The organism is Halohasta sp. A2, from assembly GCF_056175805.1.
Map to the genome: position 1 here is coordinate 1 of NZ_JAQFWV010000045.1, position 25,946 is coordinate 25,946.

Genomic DNA, 25,946 nt, shown 5'->3' on the forward strand with positions numbered 1-25,946 from the left:
CATGCTCGGGTACAAGCATTCCTTGGACTGTGTCTCCGAGTAATAGTTGCAATCACGAACTACGAACAGGGTGAAAATCCAGGGCGGACGAAGCTTGTGGTATGAGATGAATTGTATGACACCCTCTGCTATAGGTTGTGTCGGTCATAGTTTGGGTTTGTCTGTATCGGTGTCCACACGTGCCCAACGATCGTATCGGGTGGTCGACTCGCCGAGAGTACGGTGGTGCGAACACACCGGGTAGGGGTACTGGTCAGTTAGATAGATGTTATAAATACTTTGTGTATTTTATAGACAACTAATTGAAAAGTAGGGTGTATAGATGGCGTGACGAGCTCCGAGATGTGGCTGCCTGGATGACTCTCTTCGGTCAGACCGTATCGACAGCGAGCCCTCTCGGTGTCATTCCGACGGCTTCTTCGAAAACAGTCACCACTCGGTCGAGCGAGCGTAGAACGGTACCTAGAACGGGTTATATTTTGAGGCTGTAGAGTCGCTTGCGGGCGTCAGAGAAGGAAAACCGGGATTCGACCACATCGGCGTCTTCGAGTCGACTCAGCGCGTAGCGGACCGTTCGCGAGGGCAACAGCGTCTCTTCGGCGAGTTCACTCTGGGTGAGCGTATCGTTGTACTCCAAGACCTTCGCGACGAGCTTGGCACTCGGCGGCAGGTCACGAACGTCGGCCCATCGGTCCGCTGAGTCGTCGGTGGAAACAGTCTCTGGCGCGCTCATAGATACGCATACTCTCGAATGCTGTTTGATAATACTTGCTATTACTTACAATTAGCTCGGACCGTCGATCGGTCGCCGAACGGCAACCCAAGAACCACCCCGACCCGAAACCTCTTATTAATGACTGCCTTAGAACGGCCGATGACTGACACCGTGGACGACGTCGAACTACCCTACGAGGAGACGGCGTCCCGACAAGACAAGATCGAGGCGTTGCAGGATCGCCTTGGCGTCATCGAGTCGCAAAACGAGGAGATGCGCGACAGACTGCTCGACGCCAACGCGGAGAACAACAAGTACAAACAGAAACTGGAGCGGCTAACCCACGAAAACAAGAAGCTCAAACAGTCGCCGCTGTTCGTCGCCACCGTCCAAGAGGTCGCCGACGAGGGCGTGATTATCAAACAGCACGGCAACAACCAGGAGGCGCTGACCGAGGTCACCGCCGAGATGCGCGACGAGCTCGAACCCGACGCCCGCGTGGCGGTCAACAACTCGCTGTCGATCGTCAAGCGGCTCGATAACGAAACCGACGTGCGCGCCCGCGTGATGCAAGTCGACCACAGTCCCGACGTCACCTACGAGGACATCGGCGGGCTCGCCGACCAACTCCAAGAGGTCCGAGAGACCGTCGAGATGCCGCTCGACCGACCCGAGATGTTCACCGAGGTCGGCATCAACCCGCCGTCGGGCGTCCTGTTGTACGGCCCACCCGGAACGGGGAAAACGATGCTCGCCAAAGCGGTCGCCAACCAGACCAACGCCTCGTTTATCAAGATGGCTGGCTCCGAGCTGGTCCACAAATTCATCGGCGAAGGCGCGAAACTCGTCCGGGATCTGTTCGAAGTCGCCCGCGAGAACGAGCCCGCCGTGATCTTCATCGACGAGATCGACGCGATCGCCTCCAAGCGAACGGACTCGAAGACCTCCGGCGACGCCGAGGTCCAGCGAACGATGATGCAGCTGCTCAGCGAGATGGACGGCTTCGACGAGCGCGGCGACATCCGGCTTATCGCCGCAACCAACCGGTTCGACATGCTCGATCCCGCCATTCTCCGACCGGGCCGGTTCGATCGGCTCATCGAGGTGCCCAAACCAGAAGCCGACGGTCGCGAGATCATCTTCCAGATCCACACCCGGAAGATGAACGTCTCCGACGACGTCGACTTCGCCGAACTCGCCGAACTCGCGGTCGACGCTTCGGGGGCCGATATCAAGGCCGTCTGTACGGAGGCCGGGATGTTCGCCATCCGTGACGACCGCACCGAGGTCTACCGCCAGGACTTCGTCGACGCCTGGGAGAAGATCCAGGTCGACGCCGATGAGGACATCGGAAGCTCATTAGCGTTCGCCTAACGCGCAGTAGTCTCGATCTACTCTCGATTTTCTGTCTTTCCAACACCGATAGCAGTGAATGCTCAGTTCGGCTCCGAGAGACCCCAGGAGATGTGATCCCACGTTCGCTCGTACACGTAGTAGGTCACGGTTTTGACGAGATTGGCGGCGATGCCGATATTCAACGCCTCGCCGACATCGCCGATGAACAGCCATGCGACGACGACCGTAATCAGGATCATAAACAGCCGATAGCAGAGCGTTTTGACGATGGCGCGCTTGCGCTGCTGGAGCGTCGACCGCGAGAAGACGTCCCGAATCATACCCCTGATTCCCGCGTCGGTCGTATAAATACACTCGCGCCGCGCGGCTAGTCGTCCAACACGACGAGATCACGCCGGTCGACGCCGACCGACACCGATTCGTCGACGGTGGGTGGTGCGTGCTGGCATGATGCGACCAGTCGGTCGCCACTCGCCAGTTCGATCTCGACATCGTAGTGTGAGCCGTGATCAAAGACGGTACGGACTCGCCCCGAGAACGTGATATCGCCCGTCGAGTCGACGGCGATCGCTTCAGGTCGGATGTGGACGACCGGCTGGGTCTTTTTCGGACTCGCTGGCCACTCGATTCGCGTCTCGGCAACCTCGATTGTCGACGGTTCGCCGTCGAGAGTCGTCGCTTCCAGTGTGTTCGATCGGCCGAGAAACGAGCCGACAAATCGGTTCGGCGGCGACTGGTAGAGGGTCCGTGGCTCGCCGATTGCGGCTACTTGGCCCTCGTGTAACACGACGAGTCGATCCGCCAGCGACATCGCTTCTTGTTGGTCGTGGGTGACGAACAGTGTCGTCACGCCGGTTTCGCGCTGGATTCGACGAATTTCGTCCTGGAGTCTTCGCCGTAACGCGGCGTCGAGTGCCGAAAGCGGCTCGTCCAACAGGAGGATATCGGGTTCGGGAGCCAGCGCGCGGGCCAACTCGACGCGCCGCCGCTGGCCGCCACTGAGTTCGCTCGGCATCGAATCGTAGGACGCTGCCAGATCGACCAACGACAGGAATTCGTCGACCGTCTCCGTTCGCTCTGGGTCCGACATCCCACGGGCGGTGAGGCCGTAGGCGACGTTTTCGGCCACGGTCAGATGTGGATACAGCGTCGGTTCCTGAAAGACGACCCCGACCCCGCGTGTTTCGGGTGGCTCAGTGGTGACATCTACTCCTCGTAGCGAAATCCGCCCGGCAGTCGGCGTCAGATGGCCCGCAATCGATTGGACAATCGTCGTCTTCCCACAGCCGCTTGGACCCAACAGCGCGACTAGCTCGCCGTCGCCGATCGAAAACGAGACGTCTCGAATCGCGGGCTCGCGGCCGTAGTGGTGGGTGAGTCCCTCGATTTCGAGTGTCATCGGTCGATCACCGTCGGCACACGACCGACGCGCTGAATGGCAGCGACGACCACGAGGGTGACCGCCAGCAACGCGAGCGCGAGCGGGACGATAGCATCGATCCCACCGGAGATGAAATCGACCCAGATCCGGGTCGGCATCGTCCGGGGGTTGTAGGCGACCATCATCGTCGCGCCGAACTCGCCGATGGCACGGGCAAACGTGAGCACGACCCCTGCGAGAATCGCCCCCCGTGCCAGCGGTAGCGAGACGTTCCAGAACGTCGCAAGCGGGCCATACCCAAGCGACCGTGAGGCCTGTTCGAGCCGTTCGTCGACGGCTCCGAACCCTGCGCGTGCGGTGATAACGACGAAGGGCGCAGCCACGAACGTCTGGGCCAGAACCACACCAATGAGGCTGTCGGTGAGCGGAATCCCGAGATGTGCTGCCGCCGAGCCGATGGGCGTGAACCGCCCGACAGCGGCGAGGATCATCGCGCCACCGACGACGGGCGGGACGATCAACGGCAGCACGACCAGTGCTTCGACGAGTCGTTTGCCGCGGAACGATTCGCGGGCAAGCACGTAAGCCAGCGGAACGCCCAACCCCGTCGCAATCGCGGTAGCGACCGGCGCGCTCAACAGTGAGTTCCGAATCGCCATCCGCGTGGCTGGCTGGCCGAGCGTCTCACCGATCGGCACCGAGCCGGTCCGCCACAGAAAGAAGGCAAACGGCAGTACGAAGTAGCACACCAACAGCCCACCCAACACCGCCGGGACCAGGAGCTCGGGTGATTTTCGTCGGTGGCTCCCCTCGCGGCCGCCGATGAGACTCATCGTCGTACCTCGTCGGGGACGGCCCCGTGACTGTTCGGAAATCCGTCGACAGTTAGCCCGTTTTCGGCGAGCAGCTCGTCGGTGTCGGCGAGAAACCGGACGAATTGCAACCCTCCACCTGGGTTGTCCGCGCGGTCGAGGACGGTTGCGTTGTAGACGATCGGGCTCCCGCGGGCCGTATAGCCCTCGTCGGTGGTGTAGCTGGCGCTGGCGTACTGGTCGGCGTAGGAGGGATGTGCGAAGTTGTAGGCGTCTGGGAATTCGACGAACGGTAGGTCGTGGTCGACGGCCATATTCCGGTAGGAGACTGCCGCTGCCCGGTTGCCCGTCTCGACGCCGGCCAGCAGTTGTGGCTCGTCTGGCTCGCGGTGAACGGTTTCCGAGAGGTGGTCGACGAACCCCGAGAGTTCGTGTTCGGCTTCGGCCAGTTCGAACGCCAACATCGCCCGATACCCCAGTGGGTCGAGATCCGGGTCACTGATCGCAAGCTCACCGTTTTCGGCCTCGGCTGCGAGATCGTACCATGGCTCGCCGTCGTCGAGTCGACCGCCGAAGGCGGTGTCGGTGGCGTAGGCGAGCCCGACCGAGTTGGAGGCGAACTCGATGTCCCAGTCGGTGAACTCGTCGTAGAGCCGATCACGCAACAGGGTGTTGTCGGCACTGATGACGACATCCGGGTGTTTCTGGCCGTCTTCGACCATCCGCATTACCGCATTCGCGCCGTAGTATTCGCCGCGAAACTCGGTTCCCGTCTCATCTTGGAACGCCCGGCCGACGTGGTCTTCGAGGACGACCGCGAGACTTCCGGCCGACAGTACCGAGACCGACTCACTGCCCAGACAGCCAGCCATCCCTACCAGACCGCCGCCAGCGACGGTCGACAGAAATCCCCGCCGTGACTGCACACTCATTAAATGAGACTGGCCACCGCGAGGACATAAGCTACCGCCTACATCGACAAAGTTGCCGAAAAGCAACCCCTGAACCGTGTATCATGGTCGACCTGTCTCGAACGTCACGTCCAGTGAGATTGTTGGGACCGTGACTCCGAACCACTCAACACGCTCGCCGACCAGCAGCGCATATGGGCAGTTCACTTGACAGTCGCCACGACCAGACACTCGAAGTCATCGACCGTCTCTACGACGCGTATCCCGACACGACGATCTCGCTGACGTTTTCGAACCGCCTCGAACTCCTTATTGCCGTCATGCTGTCGGCCCAATGTACCGACGAGCGGGTGAACAAGGTGACCGCCGAACTGTTCGCAAAGTACGACGGCCCTGAAGCGTACGCCGCCGTCGAGCAAGACGAGCTCGCCGAGGACATCTCCTCGATTACCTACTACAACAGCAAGGCCGACTACATCCGTTCGACAGCCTCGACACTCATTGAGAAACACGACGGTGAGGTCCCGGACACGATGGACGAGTTGACCGATCTCAAAGGCGTCGGCCGGAAAACAGCGAACGTGGTCCTCCAGCACGGCCACCAGATCGTCGAGGGAATCGTCGTCGACACCCACGTCCAGCGCATTTCGCGTCGGCTCGGTATCACCGAAGAGAAACGTCCGGAAGCCATCGAACAGGACCTGATGGGAGTCGTTCCCGAAGAAGACTGGCAGTGGTACACCCATCTGATGATCACCCATGGCCGAGAGACCTGTACGGCGATCAACCCCGACTGTAGCGACTGCCTGCTCGAAGACATCTGTCCCTCCTCGAAACTCGACAGCGAAGTTGATCTCGCCTCCGGCGAGCCGTGGGACTGAACCACGCGTATAAGTAGTCGGCGACTACTGACCCGCCTCTGCCGTTCTATTTATAAAAGGTACCGAAGCACGTACCGATACATGCCGATCACCCACGCGGCGATCCAAAACAGTGTGTAGCCGAAGACGCCGACGCGGAGTCGGGCGCGCCACGCGCCCATGTTCTCGTGAAGGTCGTTGAGGTCGACGTCCTGGTCGGGGTTTTTGTACAGATCCGCGTTTCGTTTGGCCTGGAAAATCCGCACGATGCCGGTCAGTGCGACGAGTAACAGCGCGTAGGCCTGGAGTCCGAGGAAGGCGTGGAGCGCCGAGAGGCCTCCCAACTGCTCGAACAGCCGCGGGATCATCCACGTGACCATCGGTACGGTCGTCAGCGTCAGCCCGACGACGATGAATTTGAGGTGGTAGACGAGTACGTCCCACGTCACCGTCTCGGCGTTGAGCATGATCCACGCGCCGTATAGAAAGAAGGGAAAACTCGCCGTCACCGACAGCGCGGTGAGCGTCGCGATCGTCACGTCTTCGACCATTAGCGAGTGTTGACTGTCGACCGTCTAAAACATCCGCTTTTTGCTGTGCATTCGGCTCCCGCCAGCGGCGTTACCACGTGCCGTGGAAGGTGTCGAACTCCAGATCCTCCAGGGGTTTGTTGCCCATCGCGATCTCGTACTCGCCCGGCGTGAGCATCGGCTTGTGGAACCGTGGGCCGTCGTCGGTCGTGATTCTTGGACAGCCCGTGTTGACGAAGGCGTCCATATCGAAGTTGAGCAGGCGGTCTGGCGTCACCTCGTCCATCGTGATCAGGTAGGCGTTGTCGTTGTTTTCGAGGATCTCTTCGGCCGTCTCCCAGCGGCCCTGGCCGATCTTCGTACAGAAGATGACGCCCCATTTTTCGGCGCCCATCGCCTTGTGAACCGAGGCGTAGCGCTGTTTGAGGAACTGATCGGGGTCCGCGATCGTCACGACGTTGTTGACCGGATCGGCGATGACGACCGTCTTTTCTTGGTGTTCCATCGCCAGGCCCATCGGGTGGAACTTGCCGCCGCCGACGTACAGAATCTGGTCGGCGTCGATGTCCGCCGAGGCGTAGTTGCAGCCGAGAACCTGACCTTCGTAGGTGAGTCGGTCGTCGCCCTTGCGCGTGTGTACCTCGTAGCCGCGTGCTTCGAGCCAGTCGACCATCTCGCCGAAGCGGTTCATATGCTGGGCGGTCGTCACGAGGCCCACGGCGGGATCGTCGTTGGGATCTTCGAGTTCGTCGAGCGACTCTTCGAGGATACCGAAGGGGTCGACGTTCGAAAAGAGGGGAACGTAGATGATTTTGTCCGACTCCTTCATCGGCGAGTGGCCGAAGTGGACGAAAACATCGGTCCGGCGCATCAGGTAGGTGTCGAGATCACACGCCCCGTAGCACGGTTGGCCCGAAAGGAGGATGGTGACGTCGTCGACCAGTTCCCGAAGGTCGTCGGCGACTGCCGGGCCGCGGCGCTTGAGCCCCTCGGGGAACTGAAGGCCGACCTTGGTGGCGTCGCGCTCTTCGATTTCGTCGACGATCCGTTCGAGTTCGTAGTCCCACTCGCGGTCGTGCCGGAGATTCATTCCCGTCTGTCGGAGGTCTCCCTCCGAATAGCCCTCGTCAGTGGCGTCCTGGCTCATTGCCTGTTGTTTCCGCCCGAGACGTAAAACCACGGTGCTTTGCTGGTTCAGTTGGCCAGCCGTGGTCGTCGTGACCGTTCGCCTCGACCCAACAGAAGAAATACCTGTTTTTCATGAAATACGGGATTTTTGGTTTGATTTGTGGCGCTCCGATGATTTATAATGATTAAAATCGATAGTCTATGCAGACGGTGCACCATGATTCCACTTACAGAACTCGACCGTCCAGTAGTCCGAATCTCGGAGACCAGTCTGCACGAGTCCGTTGCAAACCGGGGTGCTGATCTCGACGAGAACCTCGCCGAAGTCGGCTCGACCGGCCTCCCAGCGGTAGAGCCACTCGTCACGGTAACACAGGCTGGACGGACGGCATTTTATACCCGATGTTCGCCCGACCAAATGAACGCGATCGCTGGCTCGGTCGATGATGCGGTTGACGGCCACCTTGACGATGTGATCAGCGACACAGTCGACGGACCGCTACCCGAGCCGGATGCTGTCGTCGACCACGAGCCAACGACATCTCAGCTTCCGATTCCTCCACTACCGGGGTTTGATGTTAGCGTGCGCACCGTCCTCGGAGCCTGTGGCTGGCGTCGACCGACCGCCCCGGCAGACCACGAGGCAGCGGGCGGATTCCAAGAGCCGGCCCCCGAGGTCGTAGTTGATCTGGGCGCTCGCCTCCGTGGCCGAGGCTGGGGCGATCTGTGCTGCGACGCACCCCTCGCTGAGACGTGGAAGTCAGTCCGCGAAGCCAGCGGCAACACCGTGGTCGTCGTAAACGCCCACGGCAACCCCGCAGACACGCTCTTGCTTGAGAGCGCCCCGTTCGAACTACTCGACGGAGCCGCCGCGGTCGCTCGCACTGTCGACGCCCACAGTATCATCGTCTACGCCTCTGAAGGCGACGAACAGGCGGTCGAAACGGTTCGTGCAGCCGCCGACACCCATCCGACGCTCTCTGTTCCCGTCGACGTGGTCACTGGTCCTGCCGCGTACCGGGCCGCCGAACCGACGATGGCGATCGAAGCGATCGAAGGCAATCATCGGTTGGAGGCACGGCTTCGCCCGCCAGGGCCCGAAAAAGTCGGCCTCCACGGTCAACCGACGCTCATCCACACGCCGCGAACCCTCGCCCACCTCGCGGTCGCACTCCGTGAGGGGGAACTCCCGAACACTCGACTGATAACGATCTCGGGCGATGTCGACGCGCCAGCGACGGTCGAACTGCCGGAGACGGCCACTATCGCCGACGCGCTCGAAGCCGTCGACTCGGATGGCCAAGGCAAGGCCGTTCGCGTCGGCGGGCGGTTCGGCGGCCTGACGAGCGAACTCGGTGTCGCCCTCGACCCCGAATCGTTGGCGGCTGCTGATCTCGGCACCGAGGGATCAATTCACCTCCTCACGGACGATCGGTGTCTGGTCGAGTTCGTCGGTAAAACTGCCAGCTTCGCCGCCGCCGAGAACTGCGGTCGCTGCGTGCCGTGTCGGGAGGGGACCACGCAACTCGCAGGACTGCTCCGAGACATCTACGACGGCAGCTACACACCCGGAACAATCGAGGAACTGATTCGCGTGATGTCGACCTCGAGTATCTGTGAATTCGGCGTCCAGGCCGGTCGACCGGTCCGAACCGCCATCGACGAGTTCGGAGCGGAGTTCGAGGCCCACGCCGACGGCCACTGTCCGGCCGGTAGCTGTCTCGACCCACAGGAGGCCCACCCATGAGTTCAGAACACCACCAACCGGCGGATATCCCGCCACTGACCGAAGGCATCGCCCCCGGAACAGCCACTGATCCGCCAGTCGCGAGCGAAGAGCCCGCAACTGTCACCGTCGACGGCATCGAGGTCTCTCTCGACGCGGGGTCGACACTGCTGGATGCGGTCGACCGAATCGAGACTGACGACTACGTGCCTGCGCTCTGCCACTACGGTAGACAGGAGATCGGCCCCCGAAGCGAGTGTCGGACCTGTATGGTCGACACCGAGAGCTACGGTATCGTCCCCGCCTGTAGCTTCCCGGCCCGAGACGGAATGACGATTCGGACCGCCGCACATGAAGCGGCCGAGGCACGCGACGTAAACCTCGATCTCGTCCTCTCGGATCATAATCTGCGGTGTACGACCTGCGGAAAGAACGGCCGGTGTGAACTGCAGGACGCTTCAATCGAAAACGAGGTCGAAGAACCACGCTACGGTGTGCTCGACGACCGCGATGAGTACGAACCACTCGACGATTCCTCGCCGTTCATCCAGATCGACCGCAACAAATGCATTCTCTGCAACCGCTGCGTAGAGGCCTGTAACGATGTTCAGGTAGAGGGCGTGCTTCGGATCGAAGGCACGGGGAAGGACACTCGGATTGGCTTCCAAAACGGGGCCGAAACAATGGAGGACTCTACCTGTGTCTCCTGTGGCCACTGTGTGACCGTCTGTCCGACAGGTGCACTCGTCGAAAAGGGGATCGAGGACGCCACGACGATTCCGCTACCTGGGTTTACTCAGAAGAACAGCATCGGCAAGACCTACGAGAACACCAAGCACGCCAAGGGTCCAATGACGCCCAAAAAACGGGATGAACAGACCGAGCCAGTCGACAAAGGCAGCGAGACAGTCGACGTAGACGTGTGGGACGACGCCTCCAGCGCGAGTGGGGGTGAGTGGCCATGAGCGAGAACCGACAGGGCGAGGTCGACGACGAACTGGACGGCGTCGCGGGCTACATGCAGCGGGCCAAACAGCAGGCGCTCACGAACGTCGAACAGGTTTCCGAAGGGTTGGCCGCCGACACGTTCTCGGAGGGAAAACTGTTCGAGATCGCCACCGCAATCGGTGACAAGCGTCTCGACGATCTCACCGTCGAGGACACAACCTGCGGCTACTGTGCGGTCGGCTGCCGGTTCGACCTCTACTCCGACGGCGAGGAAATCCTCGCCGCCCGCCCGACCGCCGAAGAGGACGCCCCGGTCAACGGGATTTCGACGTGTGTCAAAGGCAAGTTCGGCTACAACTTCGTCAACTCCGACGACCGACTGACCAAACCGCTCGTACGCGACGAGAACGGCGAGTTCCGCGAGGCGACGTGGGACGAAGCGCTCGCGCGCGTGGTCGACGGACTCGAATCGATTCGAGACGACCACGGCGCTGAGGCCCTCTCGCTGATCGCCTCCTCGAAGGCGACAAACGAGGAAAACTACCTCATGGGCAAGTTCGCCCGACAGGTGCTCGGCACCAACAGCGTCGACAACTGCAACCGGCTCTGTCACTCCTCGACGGTCGCTGGACTCGCTCAGTCGTACGGCTATGGTGCGGCATCGATAAGCACCGACGATCTCGAAATCGCCGACTGCATCCTCCTGACGGGCTCGAACACGACCGAAGCCCACCCGGTGCTGGCGACGCGCATCAAACAGAACGTCCGCGACGGGGCCGACCTCATCGTCTTCGACCCACGAGAGGTGCAGATCGCCGAGTACGCCACCCAGTACAGCCAGATCAACCCGGGATACGACGCGGTCTGGATCAACGGGATCGTTCGCTACATCATCAACAACGACCTCTACGACGAAGAGTTCGTGGAGAATCGGGTGACTAGCTACGAGCCCGAGGAGGCACGCGATCACGACGCGGCCGACGACCGCGAAGAGCGCGTCGACAAACGCGAAACCGGCTTCGAGGCCGTCAAACAGTCCGTCCAGGAGTTCACGCCCGAGGTCGTCGAGGAGGTCACGGGCGTTCCTCCCGAGGAGATCGCCTCGGCTGCCGAGACGATTGCAGACGCCGACGCCTGCGTGTTCGGCTGGACGCTCGGACTGACCGAACATTCACATGGGACTGAGAATGTGCTGGCAATGGCGAACCTCGCGGCGATCACCGGTAACCTCGGTAAACCGGGGGCTGGTGTCTCGCCGTTCCGCGGCCAGAACAACGTTCAGGGTGGCGGCGGCGATATGGGGCCACTGCCCGACAACTTCCCGGGCTATCAGGACATCGCGGACGACGAACTACGTGCAAAGTTCGAGGAGGCGTGGGACTGTGAGATATCGCCGGAGTACGGCTACTACACGACCCAGATGTTTCTCGCCGCGGATAGAGGCGACATTCGCGGGATGTACATTATCGGCGAGAACGCCGCGCTCTCCGAACCCGGCGTCAACCACGCCGAGAAAGTCCTCGAAGACCTCGATTTCCTCGTCGTCCAAGACCTGTTCGTCAACGAAACCGCCCAGTACGCCGATGTCGTCCTTCCGGCCTGCAGTTTCGTCGAGAAGACGGGCACGTTCACCAACACCGACCGCACCGTTCAGATGGTCAAACAGGTCATGGAGCCGAAGGGCGACTCGCGGCCCGACTGGGAGATCCTCCAAGATCTCGCCAATCGGATGGGCCGAGCGTGGGACTACGAGTCGACGGCCGAAGTCATGGAGGAGGTCAACTCGGTGACGCCGATCTACGGCGGGATGACCCACGAGCGGATCGAGGCCGAAGGTGGCCTCCAGTGGCCCTGCTGGGACGACGAGCACCCCGGAACGAAACGCCTCTACGAGGACGAGTTCAACACCGACAACGGCACGGCGAACCTCCAGGCAGTCGGCTACAGCGAACCTGCCGAGACGCCGAACGAGGAGTACCCACTGTCGCTGACGACCGGCCGCGTGCTCTACCAGTACCACACTGGGACGATGACCCATCGCTCGAAAGGGATGATGCAGTACACGCCGAGCGATTTCGTCGAAATTCATCCCGAGACGGCCGCCGAGGTCGACATCGAGAGCGGCGAATTGGTCACAATCGAATCGCGCCGCGGCGAGATCGTCGTCCCGGCGCAGGTGACCGACCGGGTCGGCCCCGAGACTGTCTTCGTGCCGATCCATTTCGCCGAGAGCGCGGTCAACCGACTGACCGACGAGGAGCATCTCGATCCGGCCGCGGCGACACCAGAGTACAAGGTGTCGACCGTGCGCATTAGCCCCGTCGACGCGAGTGCCGAGCCGATCGAGGCTACAGACCTCGAAGCCGCGGGGGATGATTGATAATGGCCGAACCGACCGACTCCTACCCGGAGACGGCCACCAACCGCGCCCGGAAGAACGACGACAGTGGTGATGGACAGGCCGCAGTCGACGATGCACTGTCGGCGAACGGCGACCGCCTCGCGGCCCTTATAAATAACAGCGATGAGTTCGAAAACGCGCTTGAAACAGCGATTCTCGTGGTCGCCAGTGCGGACGAGGAGGAACTCGACGAGATCACCGCCACTGTCGGAAACCTCGTGACGGCCGCGGACGGGTTGTCGAGCGAGGGTGCAGCCGAGTTGGCGACTGATCTCGGGGAGAACGCCGACGAACTCTCGGCGTCACTGGAACTGGTGGTTGGACTCCAGCGCGACGGTCACCTCGACGATCTCGTTGCTCTCGCAACGGCCTTGACCGACTCGCTGTCGACCGAGGAAACCGAGCGACTCTCGACGATGCTCTCGGAAAGCGGCCCTGCACTCGTCGACACGCTCGAAACCGTCGTCGAACTCCAACAAGAGGGACAGCTCGACGCGTTGCTCGAAACGGCGACGACGCTCTCGGCGCTCGAAGTCGACGAAAGGGCGGTCCGGGGGATGAACGACGTTCTGGGAGCGGTCGGTGATGCTCGAGATGACGACAGAACCGTCGGCCTACAGGCAAAGCTTCGACAACTCACGAGTCGAGATCTGAGAGCCAGCTTCGGCTATCTCCTTGGGTTTGTGAACGCACTCGGTCGTCGACTCAGACGCCGTTAGCCACCCGTGAGCGACCACCAACCACCGATCGACACCTCGGTCTGTCCGCTCTGTGCGGTCGGCTGTCGACTCACCCCCGGCGAGCGCGTGGAACAGCGTTCCACGGACAACCGCGCTCGCGGTGCGGTTGGCCCTGCGAACCCAAACGGTCGACTCTGCCGGAAGGGCGTCGGGGCCTACCAGGTCGGCAGCGACAGTCGACTCACCGAGCCACTGGTTCGGCGCGAGGGCGAGTTGCAGGCTGTTTCGTGGGATGCGGCCTACGAGCGCGTCGTCGACGGGGTGGATCGCATAAAACGGACCCACGGACCAAACGCGCTCGCGTTTCTCGGGGCTCCCCACTGCACGAACGAGGAGAACTACCTCCTCCAGAAGCTCGCCCGGACGCTCGGGACGAACAACGTCGACAACCGTGCGCGGCTCTGTCACGTCTCGTCGACGCGGGCGCTCTCCGAGCAGGTCGGCTGGCCGGCCTCGACCGGGAGCCTCGCTGCTCTCGACGCAAGCGACCTGATCCTCGTCGCGGGCGCGAATCCGGCCGAACGCCAACCCATCGCGTTCAATAGTTTCGTCCGGCCAGCCGTTCTCGACGGCGCGACGCTCGTCCACGTCGACCCGGTCGGCAATCGAACGACGCGGCTGGCCGACCACCACGTGGCTCCGCGGCCGGGAACGGACGCGCTCGTGTTCGACCTCCTGAGCGCCGCTGTGATCGACGATGGCGAGGGTGTCGACCACGCGTTTATAAAGGAACGAACACGAGGCTACGAGTCGTTCGTCGAGTCGCTCGACGGATTGGATCGCGAGCGTGTGGCCGCGGCCGCTGGTGTCGACCACGTGACCGTCGCGCAGGTGGTCGACTGTCTCGTCGAAGCTGATCGCATTGCTGGCCTGGTTGGGACTGGGATCGAAGGCGACGAAGGAGGTCCGAACGCGGCCGAAGCGCTCGTGAACCTTCTTTTGTCGACCGGCAACTTCGGACGGCGCGGGAGTGGACTGTACGTGCTTCGGGGCCTGGTCAACGAACAGGGGTCGACGGACGCTGGCTGTGTCCCCGACCGGCTCCCCGGCCACCAGCCGGTGACCGACCCAGAAGCCCGCTCGCAGGTTGCCGCAGAGTGGGGTATCGAGCCACCCACCGACCCCGGCAAGAACGCACACGAACTGCTCACGTCGTTCGGCGACGAGGTTCGTGGCGCAGTGGTCGTCGGCGAGAACCCGGCCATCTCGAAACGCGACTCCGAGTGGCTTCGGCGTCGACTGTGTGGGCTCGACCTGCTCGTCGTGCTCGACATCGCCGAGAGCGAGACGGCTCGATTCGCGGATGTCGTCCTTCCGGTCGCTGCAGGTGTCGAAAAGCCGGGGACGTTCACGAACCTCGAACGGCGAATACAGCGCTCACAACCGACGAGAGCGCCGCCCGAGACGGTGCGGTCTGATTGGACGGTGTTGTGTGAGTTGGGCAACCGACTGTCCGACGGCCACGGCTTATTTAAATACAGGACTGTCAAAGCAGTGTTCGATGAACTGACGCGGGTTGCACCGACCCACGAGGGACTCTCGTACGATGAGATTCCTCCCGAAGGTCGACAGTGGCCGGTCGAGAGCGGCGGTGTCCTCTACGGTGATTCGTTCGAGACGCCCGATGGACGTGCGGCGTTTGGGACCGCACAGTACGCGTTCGGCGACGCTGGGTTCGACGACGATCGACTCGACACAACCAGGTTCGACCCTGCCGGAGGCGTCGACTCGGTGTGCGAGGGCGGGCTGCAGTTGGTGGCTGGTGGCCGTGCGAGCGAGTTCGCGCTCGACCACGTCGACGCCGACCGACGGCTGCGGATCCACCCGGCCGATGCGAGCGAGCGCGGCGTCGACGCGGCCGACACGGTCGTCGTCTCGAACGGCCCGATCACGGTCGAAACACCGGTCGAAACAAGCGAGCGTGTTCGACCGGGAACGGTGTTTCTGCCGGCGGCGATCGCTGATCCGTTCGTTCGGAGTGAGTCGTCGACCGTCTTCGTGCGACCACCGAGCGAGCCCACTCACAATAAATAGGGTGCTGTTCCAAACTGGTCACTACGGAGGATTTTACGCTGATATCTCGTCGACCACGTACACGGAAACCGCTAGCCTAACAATGGGTCCGACTCGTATATATGACAATGAGTGATTCATCGGACGAAGAGGCGCCCGAAGCCGGTGATACCCCGCGAGAGTCGTCGACTGAAACCGGTGATACCTCGCGAGAGTCGTCGACTGAAACCGGTGATACCTCGCGAGAGTCGTCGACTGAAACCGGTGATACCTCGCGAGAGTCGTCGACTGATGCCGGTGACGCCTCCCGAGAGTCGCCAACCGATGAGCTCGATGCACTCCGACAACAGGTCGACGAGAAGTACGACTTCGAGAACTTCTCGCCAGCCGATATGGCCCGGATGACGCCCGAGGAGTGGGAGGCCGCCTTCGACGCCGAGACGTGGATCACCGGTCCAGAGCTTATCAATCGCATCGAGGCCGATCTCAAAGCCAAAATCGCCCGCCGGGACATCTTCGGCGTGATCGAACGCGAGCGGCGAGACGGCGTCGACCACCTATTGGTCTACTCGGACGAGGGGTACGTCACCGTCTCGCCAGATGGGATGGTCGCCGGAGAGGGTGGCGTGCTTCGGGACGTCGAACCGATCGTCGCGCTCTGTTCGATGGATGAGTACGAGGTCGACGAGCCACCCGAATCCTACGAGCTTCCCTCGCCGGAGTCGGTCACCGAGCAGTCGGGCGAACTCGGGAACCTAATGTTACAGGTTATCGCCGGAATGCAACTGCTCGGTGGGCTAGGACTGATCGGTGCGTGGCTGGTTACGGACGTCGGCATCGTCGCGCCGGTGATCGGTGGGTTGTTTTTCATTGTCGGTGTCGTGTTGTTCTCGCTCGTGGCCAACGCGCGGCTGTCGGATCGGTTCCGTGCAGAACAGTACCGCAACCGACTCAGAGCCGTCGAAACAGATGGCTTCGATCGCCCTGAATTCCCTCGATCCAGTTCCGACGGTGATGTTGAGTCCGACTCTGGGGGTAACTCCGAACTTTCCTCCGAGTCGACCGGTCGAAACGCGCCAGAACCACCGGATGAATCTCGGTCGGAGCCGACGGCTCAGACGACAGAGCGAAAAAGCCGAGATCACAAGACAGAAGGGTCGTAGCTGCCCGTATTAGCCGACCGATAGTCGGTGGGTTTAAGCACGGCGCGTTCTGATTAATCGATGTATGAAACGGCGGGAGTTCATTCGAACAGCGGGAGGGTCTGCCGCCGCCACCACAGCTGTCGCCGCAAGCAGCGGGACGGCAGTCGCTCAAGAGGAACAACCGGTTTTTTCCGAGCTTGAGGAAGTTGATGGCGGCATCGAAGACCTCAGGGAAGAAAGCGAAGTCACCGTCGAGGTCGGTGCCAGCGGCAACGGTGGCGACCTCGCATTCAGCCCTGCAGGCATCTGGATCGATCCCGACACGACAGTGACGTGGGAATGGTCCGGTGCAGGCGGTGAACACAACGTCGTCGCCACCGATGGCGAGGCGGACATCGAAAGCGATCTCTCCGGTGAAGAGGGCTTCACGTATGACTTTGAGTTCACCGAAGATCACGAGGGAATCACCAACTACAACTGCGACCCACACGCTTCGCAGGGAATGCTCGGGGCGGTCGCCGTCGGCGATGACGTCGAAACCGAAGAGGTCGGTGGCGGCGGTGGCGGGTGGCCCGAGGACTTCGAACACGATGTCGGCGTCCCGATCCAGAAGCACTGGGTCGGCATCGTCAGCTTCCTGGGTATCGCAGTGAGCCTCGTGTTCACCTTCTACGTGCTGAAGTACGGTGAATCGCCCAACACCGGCCAGGGAGGTCGCTGATGTCGTCTGCTGGCAGCACCTACGGCGACATTCACCGCTATGAGCCCGCCAGAGAGTCGACGGCGGCGGCCATCGGGATCGTCCTTCTGACGCTTATCGAGGTCGTCATGGTGTTCCTGTTCGTGTACGCGCTCGTCTCCGGGTGGGCCGCCACCGAGTTCGGGAACATGTTCCTGGGTGCGATTTTGGGGCTCATTTTCGTCGACCTCGCGTTCATTCTCGCGCTCTACCGCAAGGAGTTCCTTCCGGACGTGATGATCGTCAAAAAGCGCCGACGCAAATGGGAGGACCTCTACGTTCGGAGCGACCAGGCCGACGGCGTCTCCCTCGGAAGCCCTGATGCATGGGACACGGTGAAACGAGCGATCTACCCCTACTACAAGCGATAACTTATGAGCTTAGAAAAACGAGACGACTTCGACCACCACGCGTGGCTCAAAACGAAGGATCTGACGCCGATCGAGACCGTGTTTCTGACAGCACTTGTCTTTCTCGACCGTCGGCTTCGCATCGTCGATTATCTGGAACTACTGGAGAACGCCTACTACAAAATCAACCTCCAGATGCCCAAGAGCCACACCGAGCAGTACAACCTCGATAACAAGTTCTGGTACTGGTATCCGCTCTACTCGCTTGGCTTTTTCTCGATTCTGGCCTACATCGTCGCCGCGGTAACCGGTGCGTTGTTGGGCTTTTATTACTCGCCGTCGACGGCTGGCGATCCCACGGCCGCATACGCGTCGATCGAGATGATCATGCGGGACCTCCAGTTCGGCTTTGCGCTGCGGAGTATCCACCGCTGGGCCGCCCAGATCATGATGGCCGCGGTCTTCCTTCACATGCTCCGAGTCTACTTCACCGGCTCGTACAAAGAGCCGCGTGAGCTCAACTGGCTGCTCGGTGTCATCCTGATCAGCCTCTCGATGGTGTTCGGGTACACTGGCTACCTGCTGCCGTGGAACCAGCTGGCCTTCTGGGCTGGCCAGATCGGCGTCGAGATGGCATTAGCGACACCGATCGTCGGCGAGTGGGCCGCCCAACTACTGTTCGGCGGCTTCACGCTCGGCGAGGCAACGATCGTCAGAATGTACATCCTGCACGTATTCATCCTGCCGTTCGTGGTGACTGCGCTAATCGCGCTCCACGTCGGCATCGTCTGGGTGCAGGGAATCGCGGAGCCACACTGATACAATGAGCGACAACCAACCCACAGACGACGAGATTCGCACCGATGGTGCGAGCGAGGAGACCGGTATCGTCGCCCCGGACGACGAGGTACCGACGTGGAGCGAGCGGAAAGCCCGAAAGACGGGACTCGCCCGACTCACATACGAGTATTTCGAACGCTCTCGTCGCGAAGACCAGGACCTCCGCACCGAGTCCGACTACGTCGAACGTGACGTGCTCGGCTTTCCGACGTGGCCACACGAGATCATCCGCAACCTTTCGATTTCGTTGTTCTTCGTTGGTATTCTGGTCCTGATCGCCGCGGCGCTCCCGCCGAGTCTTGAAGCACCTGCAGACCCCAGTTCGACCCCCGAGATCATCCTGCCCGACTGGTATCTCTACTGGTCGTTCGGCCTGCTCAAACTCGATCCGCTCAACCCCGGGCTGGCCATTCTTGACGGCGACAAGATCATGTCCGACCAGCTCTACGGCGTTGTCGCCAACGTCGTCGTCGTCGGTGCGGTGGCGCTCCTTCCGTTCTTGAACAAAGGGAGTGCCCGTCGACCGGTCGAACAGCCGTTCTGGGCGGCTATCGGGATGGGCGGCGCGGTGTTCTCGTTCACCATCGCGGGGCTGGCTGTCCAGAACCTGATTCCGCTGCCGCTGGATCTTCAGCTCAACATCGTGTTCGCCTTCCCGGTCGTCGTGGGGATCATCACCTACGCCGTCCTCAAGACGATGCGTGAGGGCTATATGTACGGGCTCAACCGCCGGTACTACATGCTCCGGCCACCGAAGTAGCGCGATACCGCAATCGGTTCGCTTCGGCCGGTTCCGTTCGACACTCGGTTTTTAATAGGATTTTATTCAGCTTCCATTCGTATTTATATACCACCGTCGACGCCGCGTCGTCGATACCACCGGATAATTATACGACTCAGCCCCTTCGTATCTACATGAGCGATTCGCAAGCCCCGAGCACCGACCAGGGAGGGTCCGAGTCGACACCGTCCGATGAGCTGGATCGACACGGGCGTACCCGTGACCGGGCACGTGATCGCGGTCGTGACCGTGATCGTGACCGTGGTCGACGGGATGTTGTCGTTCCGATGCGGCTCTACAAGACGATCACGGTGTTTTCGACGCTGATCGCAGCGGCTTCGATTCTCGTTGGCTTTATTCTGATCGACGCAGCGACGCTACAGGTGAGCGTACTCAGGAGTCTGATCGTGTTGGCAATCGAGACGGTCGGTATCTCGCCGAACCAGGGATTGTTGGGCGGGCTGCTCGGTGTCGTCGGGCTGTGTTTGATGGCGTTCGGCTCGGGGGTGTTTATCCTGAGTAGTCGGTTTCGGGTTGCGGGAATGGGAAACGCTCAAGAGGACGCCGACGAAGAGTCAATTAATGGCTGATGAGTTCATCAAAGGGTTTGGATTCCTGACCGGAGCAGGGCTCGTCTGGATGACGCTTGCTGGCTGGTATCAGACACCCTCGTTCTTCGATGTGAACCAACTGTTCGCCGCACCGCCTGAGCCGTCGACGCCGTTCGATGCGATCGCCATCTTCCTTATCGACATTTTCTTTTGGATGGCCATTCTGGGCGCGCTCGCCTTCTGGGTGCTCATCCCTGCAGGTCGCGAAATCCGTACGGCGATCGAAGAGCGACGCGAATCAAGTTAAGATAGTACGCTACCGAGCATCCCCGAGTTGATCCTGTTCGAACTCGGAACCAGTCCGCTCGGTCAATCTCCCGCAGGTTTTTGCATTCATATCGGGGGTCGTCTCGACGCTCGGCGAGTTCCAGTTCGCAGAGAGTACCCGGAAGTCGACACCGAGAATAGAAGCTCACAGACAGTAGCGGATCCGCTGACCGTGATTGTCGGTCTTCGGTGATCGACGACTGTCGTCGACCGATGAGTATGGTGGACGACTGCCGTTGACCGATGAGTATGGTGGACGATCGCAGTTAGTCGTCAGTAACATAGCAGTAGTAGCACAACCAGTTCGAAAACGGACCTCAGCTCAGAAGATCAAATCGAGATACGGCGAGTACAGCGCGTCGAGGCCGTAGTACATCGCATACACGAGTGCGATCGTCGCGGCGAGCATGGACGCTTTCGGCCGCTCGAACGTGAGACCGTTGTCAGCTTCGACACGTCGGCTCTCAAACTCGAAGAAGTCAGCGACAAACAGCCCGGTGATCGGGATCATCATGATCATCCCGCTGATTGGCCGGTAGAGAACGAATAATAGGCCCATCGTGACGACTCCCATCGTCGTCACGACCGCGAGCGGATGGCGCGTGATCGACTCGTCGTTTTCGGCCTGTCGGGACTGCTTTCGGTTTTCGATGATTCGTGCGCCCATGTTCGCGACCACGAGAACGAGGATCGCAATTGGGACGATTGGTCCGATGGTCTCGATCCAGCCCAGTGGAACGAGAAACTGCAGTGGGTCCATACATAGACGTGGGGAGACGACTCATTAGAGTTTTTCCAATTGCTACTGTGAGCCAGCCTGCTGATCGTGCCACAGTGAGCCGACACAGTGACCCGTTCGGACGCTACTCGATTTGTTCGTAGTCGACAAGCGAAAACGGCTCGCCGGCCCGAACGTCGACAGTGAGTCCCGACTGCCCGGTCGTCAGCCGCTCGCTGTCGGCCAAGACAGTCACCGAATCGTTCCGTTCGACGCTGATCGACAGCGGGGGCTGACGGACCCACGTGTCGGCGATCGTCGCAAAGGGTGCGATGGGGACGATCGACACCCCCGTTCCGAACTCGAGCAGCGGACCGCCAGCCGCACGGGCGTAGCCAGCACTCCCCAGTGGACTGGCAATGACAACCCCATCGGCACGAAACGAATACTGTTGGCGGCCACGGGCGGTGATCGCGTACTCGGAGATCCGTGCCGGCTCGGTCGTGACCAGTGTCGTATCGAACACCGCCGTCGACTGCGTTCCATCGGCTGAGACGACAAGCGGCTCAACGTCGACGGTTGGAATCCGTCGGCCGTCGATCGCGGCGAGAACATGCGGTAGTCGCTCCCTACTCGGCCCCCATGTGTCGGCGCTTCCAACCGGGAGCATCGGCCGGGTTTCGCCGCTGGCCACACGGTCACCGAGCGCCGTTTCGTCCAGTGTGACGAGGAGATCTGCGGCTTCGGTGTCGACGAGGTCGACGACAGCGTCGACCTCCTGTTCGAGCGAGCCGCTTTCGGCGGCTCCGCTGAGTGCGACACGCATTGTTAGTTACTCCCGACCAGCCGGTTAGTCATTGGTTACACTCGTCGCTAGCCGACAAAAAGCGTTCGTCAATCGGGCCGGTCGACGACCCATCAGGCCGCAACGAACTCCGAGGCGTACAGGTGATTCAACATGAGATAGGTGACGACGCCGAGGGTCAACGACAGAATCCACGTTCCGGCAGCGAGCCGACCGACTCGTTTGTGTGGGGTGTCGGTCCGAAGCTCTTCGGGGGTGTGGGTTAGCCCCAACACGAGCGCGTACAAAACCAGTGGCACCGCCAGAATCGACAGGAGAATGTGAATCGCGAGCATGACGAGGTAGGCTGGATACACCCACTCCCACAGCGGCACCCAGCTGTACGCCGACTCGAGAACGAACTCTTTGGTACCGCCACCGGCGACTTTCGGGAGATACATCGAGAGGAAGATGAGAATCAAGACGAACGAGCTAGTCATCGCAGCGGCGTGTTTTTTGACGTCGCCGGACCGGATCCAGTACCAACCCACACAGAGCAGCACGACCGCGATCGAGTTGACGACCGCGATGGCGTCCGCGAGCAGATTCACCTGTGTGAGGCTCAGTTCCGGAAACAGTGCTTGAACTGAAGGGACGACGAACGCCCCGATGACCGCGGCGTACCCCACGGCTGACAGCAATATCGTCACGGCGTTCGGATGTGTCCGCACAGGACCGTCGACCAACGGAGTCTCCATACTGGTGTATACGGCTCGTAGGGTATCGGTCTTCGGATTTCGGGCGGCAAAGCGCAGCTAGTCGCCGTCGATGACTCCCGTGACCCTAGCGGTTTCGTAGGCGGCTTCGAAGTTGACGCCGTTGCCGAGGATGGTGTATCGGTCGCGGATCTCATGAGCGGTTGTGAGCGCTTCGAGGAGTTCGTCGTCGGTGACGCCGAGTTCGGTGGCGGTCGTCGGCGCATCGATGCGTTTCAGTGCATCTCGGATCGCTCGCCACTGGCCGTCGTCCCCACTGTGTAAGTATTCGGTGATGATCGAGCCGACACCGACCTGGTGACCGTGTAACGCCTGGCCGGGGGCGATCCGATCCAACTGGTGTGAAAACAGGTGTTCGGCTCCCGACGCTGGCCGAGACGAGCCGGCGATTGACATCGCCACCCCCGACGAGACGAGCGCTTTGACCACGATCCAGGCGGACTCTTCGAGGTTTGGTTTGATCGAGTCAGCACTATCGACCAACATCTCGGCGGTCATCTCCGAGAGCGCGCCAGCGTACTCGGAGTATTCGACGTTTTTGAGCCGTTTGGCGAGCCGCCAGTCTTGGACGGCGGTGTAGTTAGAGATGATGTCCGCACAGCCAGCGCTGGTCAGCTCCCAGGGGGCTTTGGCCATGATCTCGGTGTCGGCGACAACCGCAAGTGGCGGATCAGCGGCCACGCTGTGTCGCGTATCGCCCTCAGGAACCGACGACCGTCCCGAGACGATACCGTCGTGGCTCGCTGCGGTTGGCACCGAGACGAGCCCGCAGTTGATTTCGTCGGCGGCCATTTTGGCGATATCGATAGGTTTGCCGCCGCCGAGGCCGATGAGGTAGTCGGCCGCGTGGGTTCGAGCCGTCTCGATAACGCGCTCGATCGACGCGAAGCTCGCGGTTTCGACGATGACGGTCTCCGAGTCGGGAACCTGGGCCCGAACGCGATCACCGGCCAGTTCGTTCGGCGTCGGACTCGTAATTATCAGCGGTTCGCCGCTGAGATGGAGATCGGCGATCGTCTCACCGAGTTCGTCGATGACACCGTGGCCGACAACCACGTTGCGGGGAAGCTTGATCCACGTCGATTTTTCGAACATGCTCGGGCCAACGCGGCCCGCCACTGAAATTGTTTGTGTCCGCGACGCAGAGAAACTCATGCGACCTCTTCGACGACCGCGTCGACGCGGATCGATCGGGCGACCGACTCCGGCAGACTCTGTTCGGTTCCTTCTGGAATTTGGACGGTCACCATACCGAACGGCGCGATGTCGACGATTTCAAGTTCGGTGCCAGGAGTGATGCCGGCGGCCTCGAGATAGCGGAGTTCCTCGTCGTTGCGGTCGCTTACTCTCGTGACGATGACGCGGTCGCCCTCGGCGAACTCGTTGAGCCGGACCGAGTCGTCCTCGCCGAGCGGTTCGAGGTCCGCGCCCGGAATCGGATCGCCGTGGGGGTCGACCGTTGGGTAATCGAGGGCTTCGGCGACTCGGCGTTCGAACTCTTCAGAAATGTGGTGTTCGAGCCGGTCGGCTTCCTCGTGGACCTCGCTCCACGAGTAATCGAGATGTTCGGTTAGGTACGTTTCGAGGAGTCGGTGGTGACGGATGACTTCGAGCGCGACCGTTTCGCCTTCGGTGGTGAGCTCGACGCCCTTGTACTTTTCTCGGTCGACGAGGCCGCGCTTGGCGAGCTTGCCGACCATACTGGTCACTGTCGGCGGTGTTTTGCCCAGATAGTCCGCGATAGCGGAGGTCGAAACGGGCGGCCCGCGTTCGACCTGAAGGACGTAGATCGCCTTCAGGTAGTCCTCCATCACGTCGCTGAACATACCTAGGGTTCCAGTGTCGGCGGCAAATAGCTACCGACCTACACCCCTTTGCCCATTAGATGGCTCCGAAGAATATCCGGTGTTTTGACACCCGCGTCGACGTTACAGACGACGACTGTTTCGTCGCCATCGAACCGATCGGCGTCCATCCACTTCCACGCGCCCGCGGCGGCCGCCCCACCGGCTGGCCCCATCTCGATCACCTGCGACTGGGCGATTGCCGTCGCCGATTCGAGACTGTCGCTATCGTCGACAGCGATCGCTGCGCCATCGAGTCGGTCGAGGGCGTCGACTGCTAGCTTGCCACCAGCCGGGTCGGCGACCTCCAATTCGCCGATGATCGTATCCGGGTGTGCCCACGGCTCGGGTCGGTACTGACCGCTCTCGAAGGCGGTTACGATCGGACAGCAGCTCGTCGGTTGGACCACAACGATCGTCGGCGGCGTCTCGACGACACCGAGACGCTGGAGCTCCTCGATTCCCTTGGCGAGTCCAACGACGAGCTCACCGGTCGCCGACGGGACGAACACGATGTCGGGAAGCGAACCGAGATCCGCATACAGCTCGAACGCGAGGGTTTTGGCCCCCTCGTGGCGGTAGGGCGTCGTGAACTCCTGTAGTGAGTAGTAGTCGGTGGCTAACTGGTCGTCGACCGCAGCAACAGCGTCGGGATACCGGCCGCCGACGACTCGCATCTGGCCTCCATGAACGTTGATCATCGCCTTGTTCGAGAATGCTGATCGCGAGGGGACGAACGCGTACGACCGGAGACCGAGCCGACCCGCGTAGGCTGCCGCCGACTGCCCGCTGTTACCCGGCGAGGCGAGCGCCAGTGGTTCCAACTCGGTTGGATCATCGTGGACCGAGAGTGCCGTTAGCGCAAGGCTCATTCCTCGGTCGTAGACAGTGCCGGTCGGGTTCCGGCTTTCGTCTTTGATATACACGTCTTCGACGCCCAGTTCGTCGGCCAGCTCGTCGACCGACACGAGCGGTGTCGAACCCTCTGTAGCCGTGATTGCCACGTCCTGTTGAAACGGAAGCAGGGCATCGAACTGCCAGAGACCCGTGGCTGTGGCCGACGGCTCGAAGAGGTCAGCCGGCGTGACCTCCTTGTAGTCGTATGTCGGCTCCAACGGCCCGTCACACGTCGGGCAGTGTTGGTCGACATCGGTATCGGCGACGGTTCCGCAGTCGACACACCGGAGCCCGGTATATGCTGGCGTTCGCGTCATATGCCTGCTTGTCTCGGTACGAACTAAGCCCTTCGTGTCGCACAGGTCTCCGCCCGTCACGGTATCAGATATAATAATAGTGGGGCACCATCCAAGTGAAGTGTGATTTCACATAGCTCGTCGTCGTTTTTCTCAATATTCGATCACAAAACAGAGTCACTGCCGAAGATATAACAGAATAAATTTGTGACTGTGAATGACTCTAATTTCTTCTAATATTCTTATATCAAAATATATCTGAAACGATAGCGCTGCCGCTCCGGCAGAGCGGCCAGCGCTGTCTGATAGGTCGTTAGCCTACATCGTGATCACGCCAGAAGAGATATCGCTGTTTGGCGTCAGTAAAGAGCGGTTTG

27 protein-coding genes and 1 pseudogene are annotated in these 25,946 nt (G+C 61.1%); 15 read left to right on the forward strand and 13 right to left on the reverse strand.

Going from position 1 to position 25,946, the window contains the following annotated elements; genetic code table 11:
- A pseudogene (locus tag O2S87_RS12515) lies at nucleotides 1-105 on the forward strand (IS5/IS1182 family transposase); the annotation flags it as partial.
- Nucleotides 106-472: 367 nt separating this feature from the next.
- Here the strand turns inward: O2S87_RS12515 and O2S87_RS12520 are convergent.
- Nucleotides 473-733, reverse strand: coding sequence for a MarR family transcriptional regulator (locus O2S87_RS12520; RefSeq protein WP_475409125.1), 261 nt, complete (start codon nucleotides 731-733; stop codon nucleotides 473-475).
- A gap of 141 nt (nucleotides 734-874) precedes the next feature.
- Here O2S87_RS12520 and pan1 point away from each other — a divergent pair, with 141 nt between their 5' ends.
- A complete protein-coding gene (pan1, locus tag O2S87_RS12525) occupies nucleotides 875-2,089 on the forward strand; it encodes a proteasome-activating nucleotidase Pan1 (protein WP_475409126.1) in 1,215 nt (404 codons plus the stop codon).
- A gap of 62 nt (nucleotides 2,090-2,151) precedes the next feature.
- Here the strand turns inward: pan1 and O2S87_RS12530 are convergent, their stop codons facing one another.
- From O2S87_RS12530 to O2S87_RS12545, 4 genes are read right to left on the reverse strand one after another with little or no spacing between them, the layout of a single operon-like run.
- The gene (locus O2S87_RS12530) at nucleotides 2,152-2,391 is read right to left on the reverse strand and encodes a DUF2061 domain-containing protein (RefSeq protein ID WP_475409127.1); all 240 of its coding nucleotides are present in this window, start codon (nucleotides 2,389-2,391) and stop codon (nucleotides 2,152-2,154) included.
- A 47-nt stretch (nucleotides 2,392-2,438) separates the two neighbouring features.
- Nucleotides 2,439-3,470, reverse strand: a complete 1,032-nt coding sequence (locus O2S87_RS12535; protein WP_475409128.1) for an ABC transporter ATP-binding protein — start codon at nucleotides 3,468-3,470, stop codon at nucleotides 2,439-2,441.
- Nucleotides 3,467-4,285, reverse strand: a complete 819-nt coding sequence (locus O2S87_RS12540; protein WP_475409129.1) for an ABC transporter permease — start codon at nucleotides 4,283-4,285, stop codon at nucleotides 3,467-3,469. Before O2S87_RS12540 ends, O2S87_RS12535 begins: the two co-directional genes overlap by 4 nt.
- Nucleotides 4,282-5,196 (reverse strand): extracellular solute-binding protein, encoded by a 915-nt coding sequence (locus O2S87_RS12545; RefSeq protein ID WP_475409130.1) that lies wholly within the window; start codon nucleotides 5,194-5,196, stop codon nucleotides 4,282-4,284. Before O2S87_RS12545 ends, O2S87_RS12540 begins: the two co-directional genes overlap by 4 nt.
- Before the next feature lie 173 nt (nucleotides 5,197-5,369).
- On the opposite strand from O2S87_RS12545, the gene nth reads away from it, so the two are divergent.
- Nucleotides 5,370-6,056 (forward strand): endonuclease III, encoded by a 687-nt coding sequence (gene nth, locus O2S87_RS12550; RefSeq protein WP_475409131.1) that lies wholly within the window; start codon nucleotides 5,370-5,372, stop codon nucleotides 6,054-6,056.
- 50 nt (nucleotides 6,057-6,106) lie between these two features.
- On the opposite strand, the gene O2S87_RS12555 is transcribed toward nth, so the two are convergent.
- Together O2S87_RS12555 and dph2 are read right to left on the reverse strand one after the other, a co-directional pair.
- Entirely contained in the window at nucleotides 6,107-6,586 is a 480-nt protein-coding gene (locus O2S87_RS12555; RefSeq protein ID WP_475409132.1) for a DUF7321 family protein, read from the reverse strand.
- A gap of 70 nt (nucleotides 6,587-6,656) precedes the next feature.
- Nucleotides 6,657-7,712 (reverse strand): diphthamide biosynthesis enzyme Dph2, encoded by a 1,056-nt coding sequence (gene dph2 / locus O2S87_RS12560; protein WP_475409133.1) that lies wholly within the window; start codon nucleotides 7,710-7,712, stop codon nucleotides 6,657-6,659.
- Between the two features lie 198 nt (nucleotides 7,713-7,910).
- On the opposite strand from dph2, the gene O2S87_RS12565 reads away from it, so the two are divergent.
- The 12 genes from O2S87_RS12565 to O2S87_RS12620 all read left to right on the forward strand — a co-directional run bounded on the left by O2S87_RS12565 (nucleotide 7,911) and on the right by O2S87_RS12620 (nucleotide 20,234).
- Entirely contained in the window at nucleotides 7,911-9,440 is a 1,530-nt protein-coding gene (locus O2S87_RS12565; protein WP_475409134.1) for an NADH-ubiquinone oxidoreductase-F iron-sulfur binding region domain-containing protein, read from the forward strand.
- Entirely contained in the window at nucleotides 9,437-10,384 is a 948-nt protein-coding gene (locus O2S87_RS12570) for a 2Fe-2S iron-sulfur cluster-binding protein (protein ID WP_475409135.1), read from the forward strand. Before O2S87_RS12565 ends, O2S87_RS12570 begins: the two co-directional genes overlap by 4 nt.
- A complete protein-coding gene (locus O2S87_RS12575; protein ID WP_475409136.1) occupies nucleotides 10,381-12,747 on the forward strand; it encodes a molybdopterin oxidoreductase family protein in 2,367 nt (788 codons plus the stop codon). Before O2S87_RS12570 ends, O2S87_RS12575 begins: the two co-directional genes overlap by 4 nt.
- Before the next feature lie 2 nt (nucleotides 12,748-12,749).
- A complete protein-coding gene (locus O2S87_RS12580; RefSeq protein ID WP_475409137.1) occupies nucleotides 12,750-13,487 on the forward strand; it encodes a helical membrane plugin domain-containing protein in 738 nt (245 codons plus the stop codon).
- Nucleotides 13,488-13,493: 6 nt separating this feature from the next.
- Entirely contained in the window at nucleotides 13,494-15,542 is a 2,049-nt protein-coding gene (locus tag O2S87_RS12585) for a molybdopterin oxidoreductase family protein (RefSeq protein ID WP_475409138.1), read from the forward strand.
- A gap of 107 nt (nucleotides 15,543-15,649) precedes the next feature.
- Nucleotides 15,650-16,684: a DUF7319 domain-containing protein gene (locus O2S87_RS12590; RefSeq protein WP_475409139.1), complete on the forward strand. Its 1,035-nt coding sequence runs from the start codon at nucleotides 15,650-15,652 to the stop codon at nucleotides 16,682-16,684.
- A gap of 64 nt (nucleotides 16,685-16,748) precedes the next feature.
- On the forward strand, nucleotides 16,749-17,387 hold the full coding sequence (locus tag O2S87_RS12595) for a halocyanin domain-containing protein (protein WP_475409140.1): 639 nt from the start codon (nucleotides 16,749-16,751) through the stop codon (nucleotides 17,385-17,387).
- Nucleotides 17,387-17,776, forward strand: coding sequence for a DUF7318 family protein (locus tag O2S87_RS12600; protein ID WP_475409141.1), 390 nt, complete (start codon nucleotides 17,387-17,389; stop codon nucleotides 17,774-17,776). Before O2S87_RS12595 ends, O2S87_RS12600 begins: the two co-directional genes overlap by 1 nt.
- 3 nt (nucleotides 17,777-17,779) lie before the next feature.
- Nucleotides 17,780-18,574: a cytochrome b gene (locus tag O2S87_RS12605; RefSeq protein ID WP_475409142.1), complete on the forward strand. Its 795-nt coding sequence runs from the start codon at nucleotides 17,780-17,782 to the stop codon at nucleotides 18,572-18,574.
- A gap of 4 nt (nucleotides 18,575-18,578) precedes the next feature.
- Nucleotides 18,579-19,355 carry a cytochrome b family protein gene (locus O2S87_RS12610; protein ID WP_475409143.1) on the forward strand — a complete coding sequence of 259 codons (777 nt, stop codon included), beginning with the start codon at nucleotides 18,579-18,581 and terminating at the stop codon, nucleotides 19,353-19,355.
- A 155-nt stretch (nucleotides 19,356-19,510) separates the two neighbouring features.
- Nucleotides 19,511-19,966 (forward strand): DUF7315 family membrane protein, encoded by a 456-nt coding sequence (locus tag O2S87_RS12615; protein WP_475409144.1) that lies wholly within the window; start codon nucleotides 19,511-19,513, stop codon nucleotides 19,964-19,966.
- Nucleotides 19,959-20,234, forward strand: coding sequence for a DUF7314 family protein (locus tag O2S87_RS12620; protein ID WP_475409145.1), 276 nt, complete (start codon nucleotides 19,959-19,961; stop codon nucleotides 20,232-20,234). The genes O2S87_RS12615 and O2S87_RS12620 overlap by 8 nt, the downstream gene beginning before the upstream one ends.
- A 342-nt stretch (nucleotides 20,235-20,576) precedes the next feature.
- Here the strand turns inward: O2S87_RS12620 and O2S87_RS12625 are convergent, their stop codons facing one another.
- The 6 genes from O2S87_RS12625 to O2S87_RS12650 form a co-directional block, all read right to left on the reverse strand.
- Nucleotides 20,577-21,014 (reverse strand): DUF7313 family protein, encoded by a 438-nt coding sequence (locus O2S87_RS12625; protein ID WP_475409146.1) that lies wholly within the window; start codon nucleotides 21,012-21,014, stop codon nucleotides 20,577-20,579.
- 103 nt (nucleotides 21,015-21,117) lie between these two features.
- Nucleotides 21,118-21,798, reverse strand: coding sequence for an NAD(+)/NADH kinase (locus tag O2S87_RS12630; protein ID WP_475409147.1), 681 nt, complete (start codon nucleotides 21,796-21,798; stop codon nucleotides 21,118-21,120).
- A 92-nt stretch (nucleotides 21,799-21,890) separates the two neighbouring features.
- Nucleotides 21,891-22,514, reverse strand: a complete 624-nt coding sequence (locus O2S87_RS12635; RefSeq protein ID WP_475409148.1) for a DUF420 domain-containing protein — start codon at nucleotides 22,512-22,514, stop codon at nucleotides 21,891-21,893.
- A 57-nt stretch (nucleotides 22,515-22,571) separates the two neighbouring features.
- On the reverse strand, nucleotides 22,572-23,627 hold the full coding sequence (locus O2S87_RS12640) for an NAD(P)-dependent glycerol-1-phosphate dehydrogenase (RefSeq protein WP_475409149.1): 1,056 nt from the start codon (nucleotides 23,625-23,627) through the stop codon (nucleotides 22,572-22,574).
- A gap of 56 nt (nucleotides 23,628-23,683) precedes the next feature.
- On the reverse strand, nucleotides 23,684-24,358 hold the full coding sequence (locus O2S87_RS12645) for a metal-dependent transcriptional regulator (RefSeq protein WP_475409150.1): 675 nt from the start codon (nucleotides 24,356-24,358) through the stop codon (nucleotides 23,684-23,686).
- A gap of 38 nt (nucleotides 24,359-24,396) precedes the next feature.
- Nucleotides 24,397-25,590 carry a threonine synthase gene (locus tag O2S87_RS12650; RefSeq protein WP_475409151.1) on the reverse strand — a complete coding sequence of 398 codons (1,194 nt, stop codon included), beginning with the start codon at nucleotides 25,588-25,590 and terminating at the stop codon, nucleotides 24,397-24,399.
- Nucleotides 25,591-25,946: the final 356 nt, after the last annotated feature.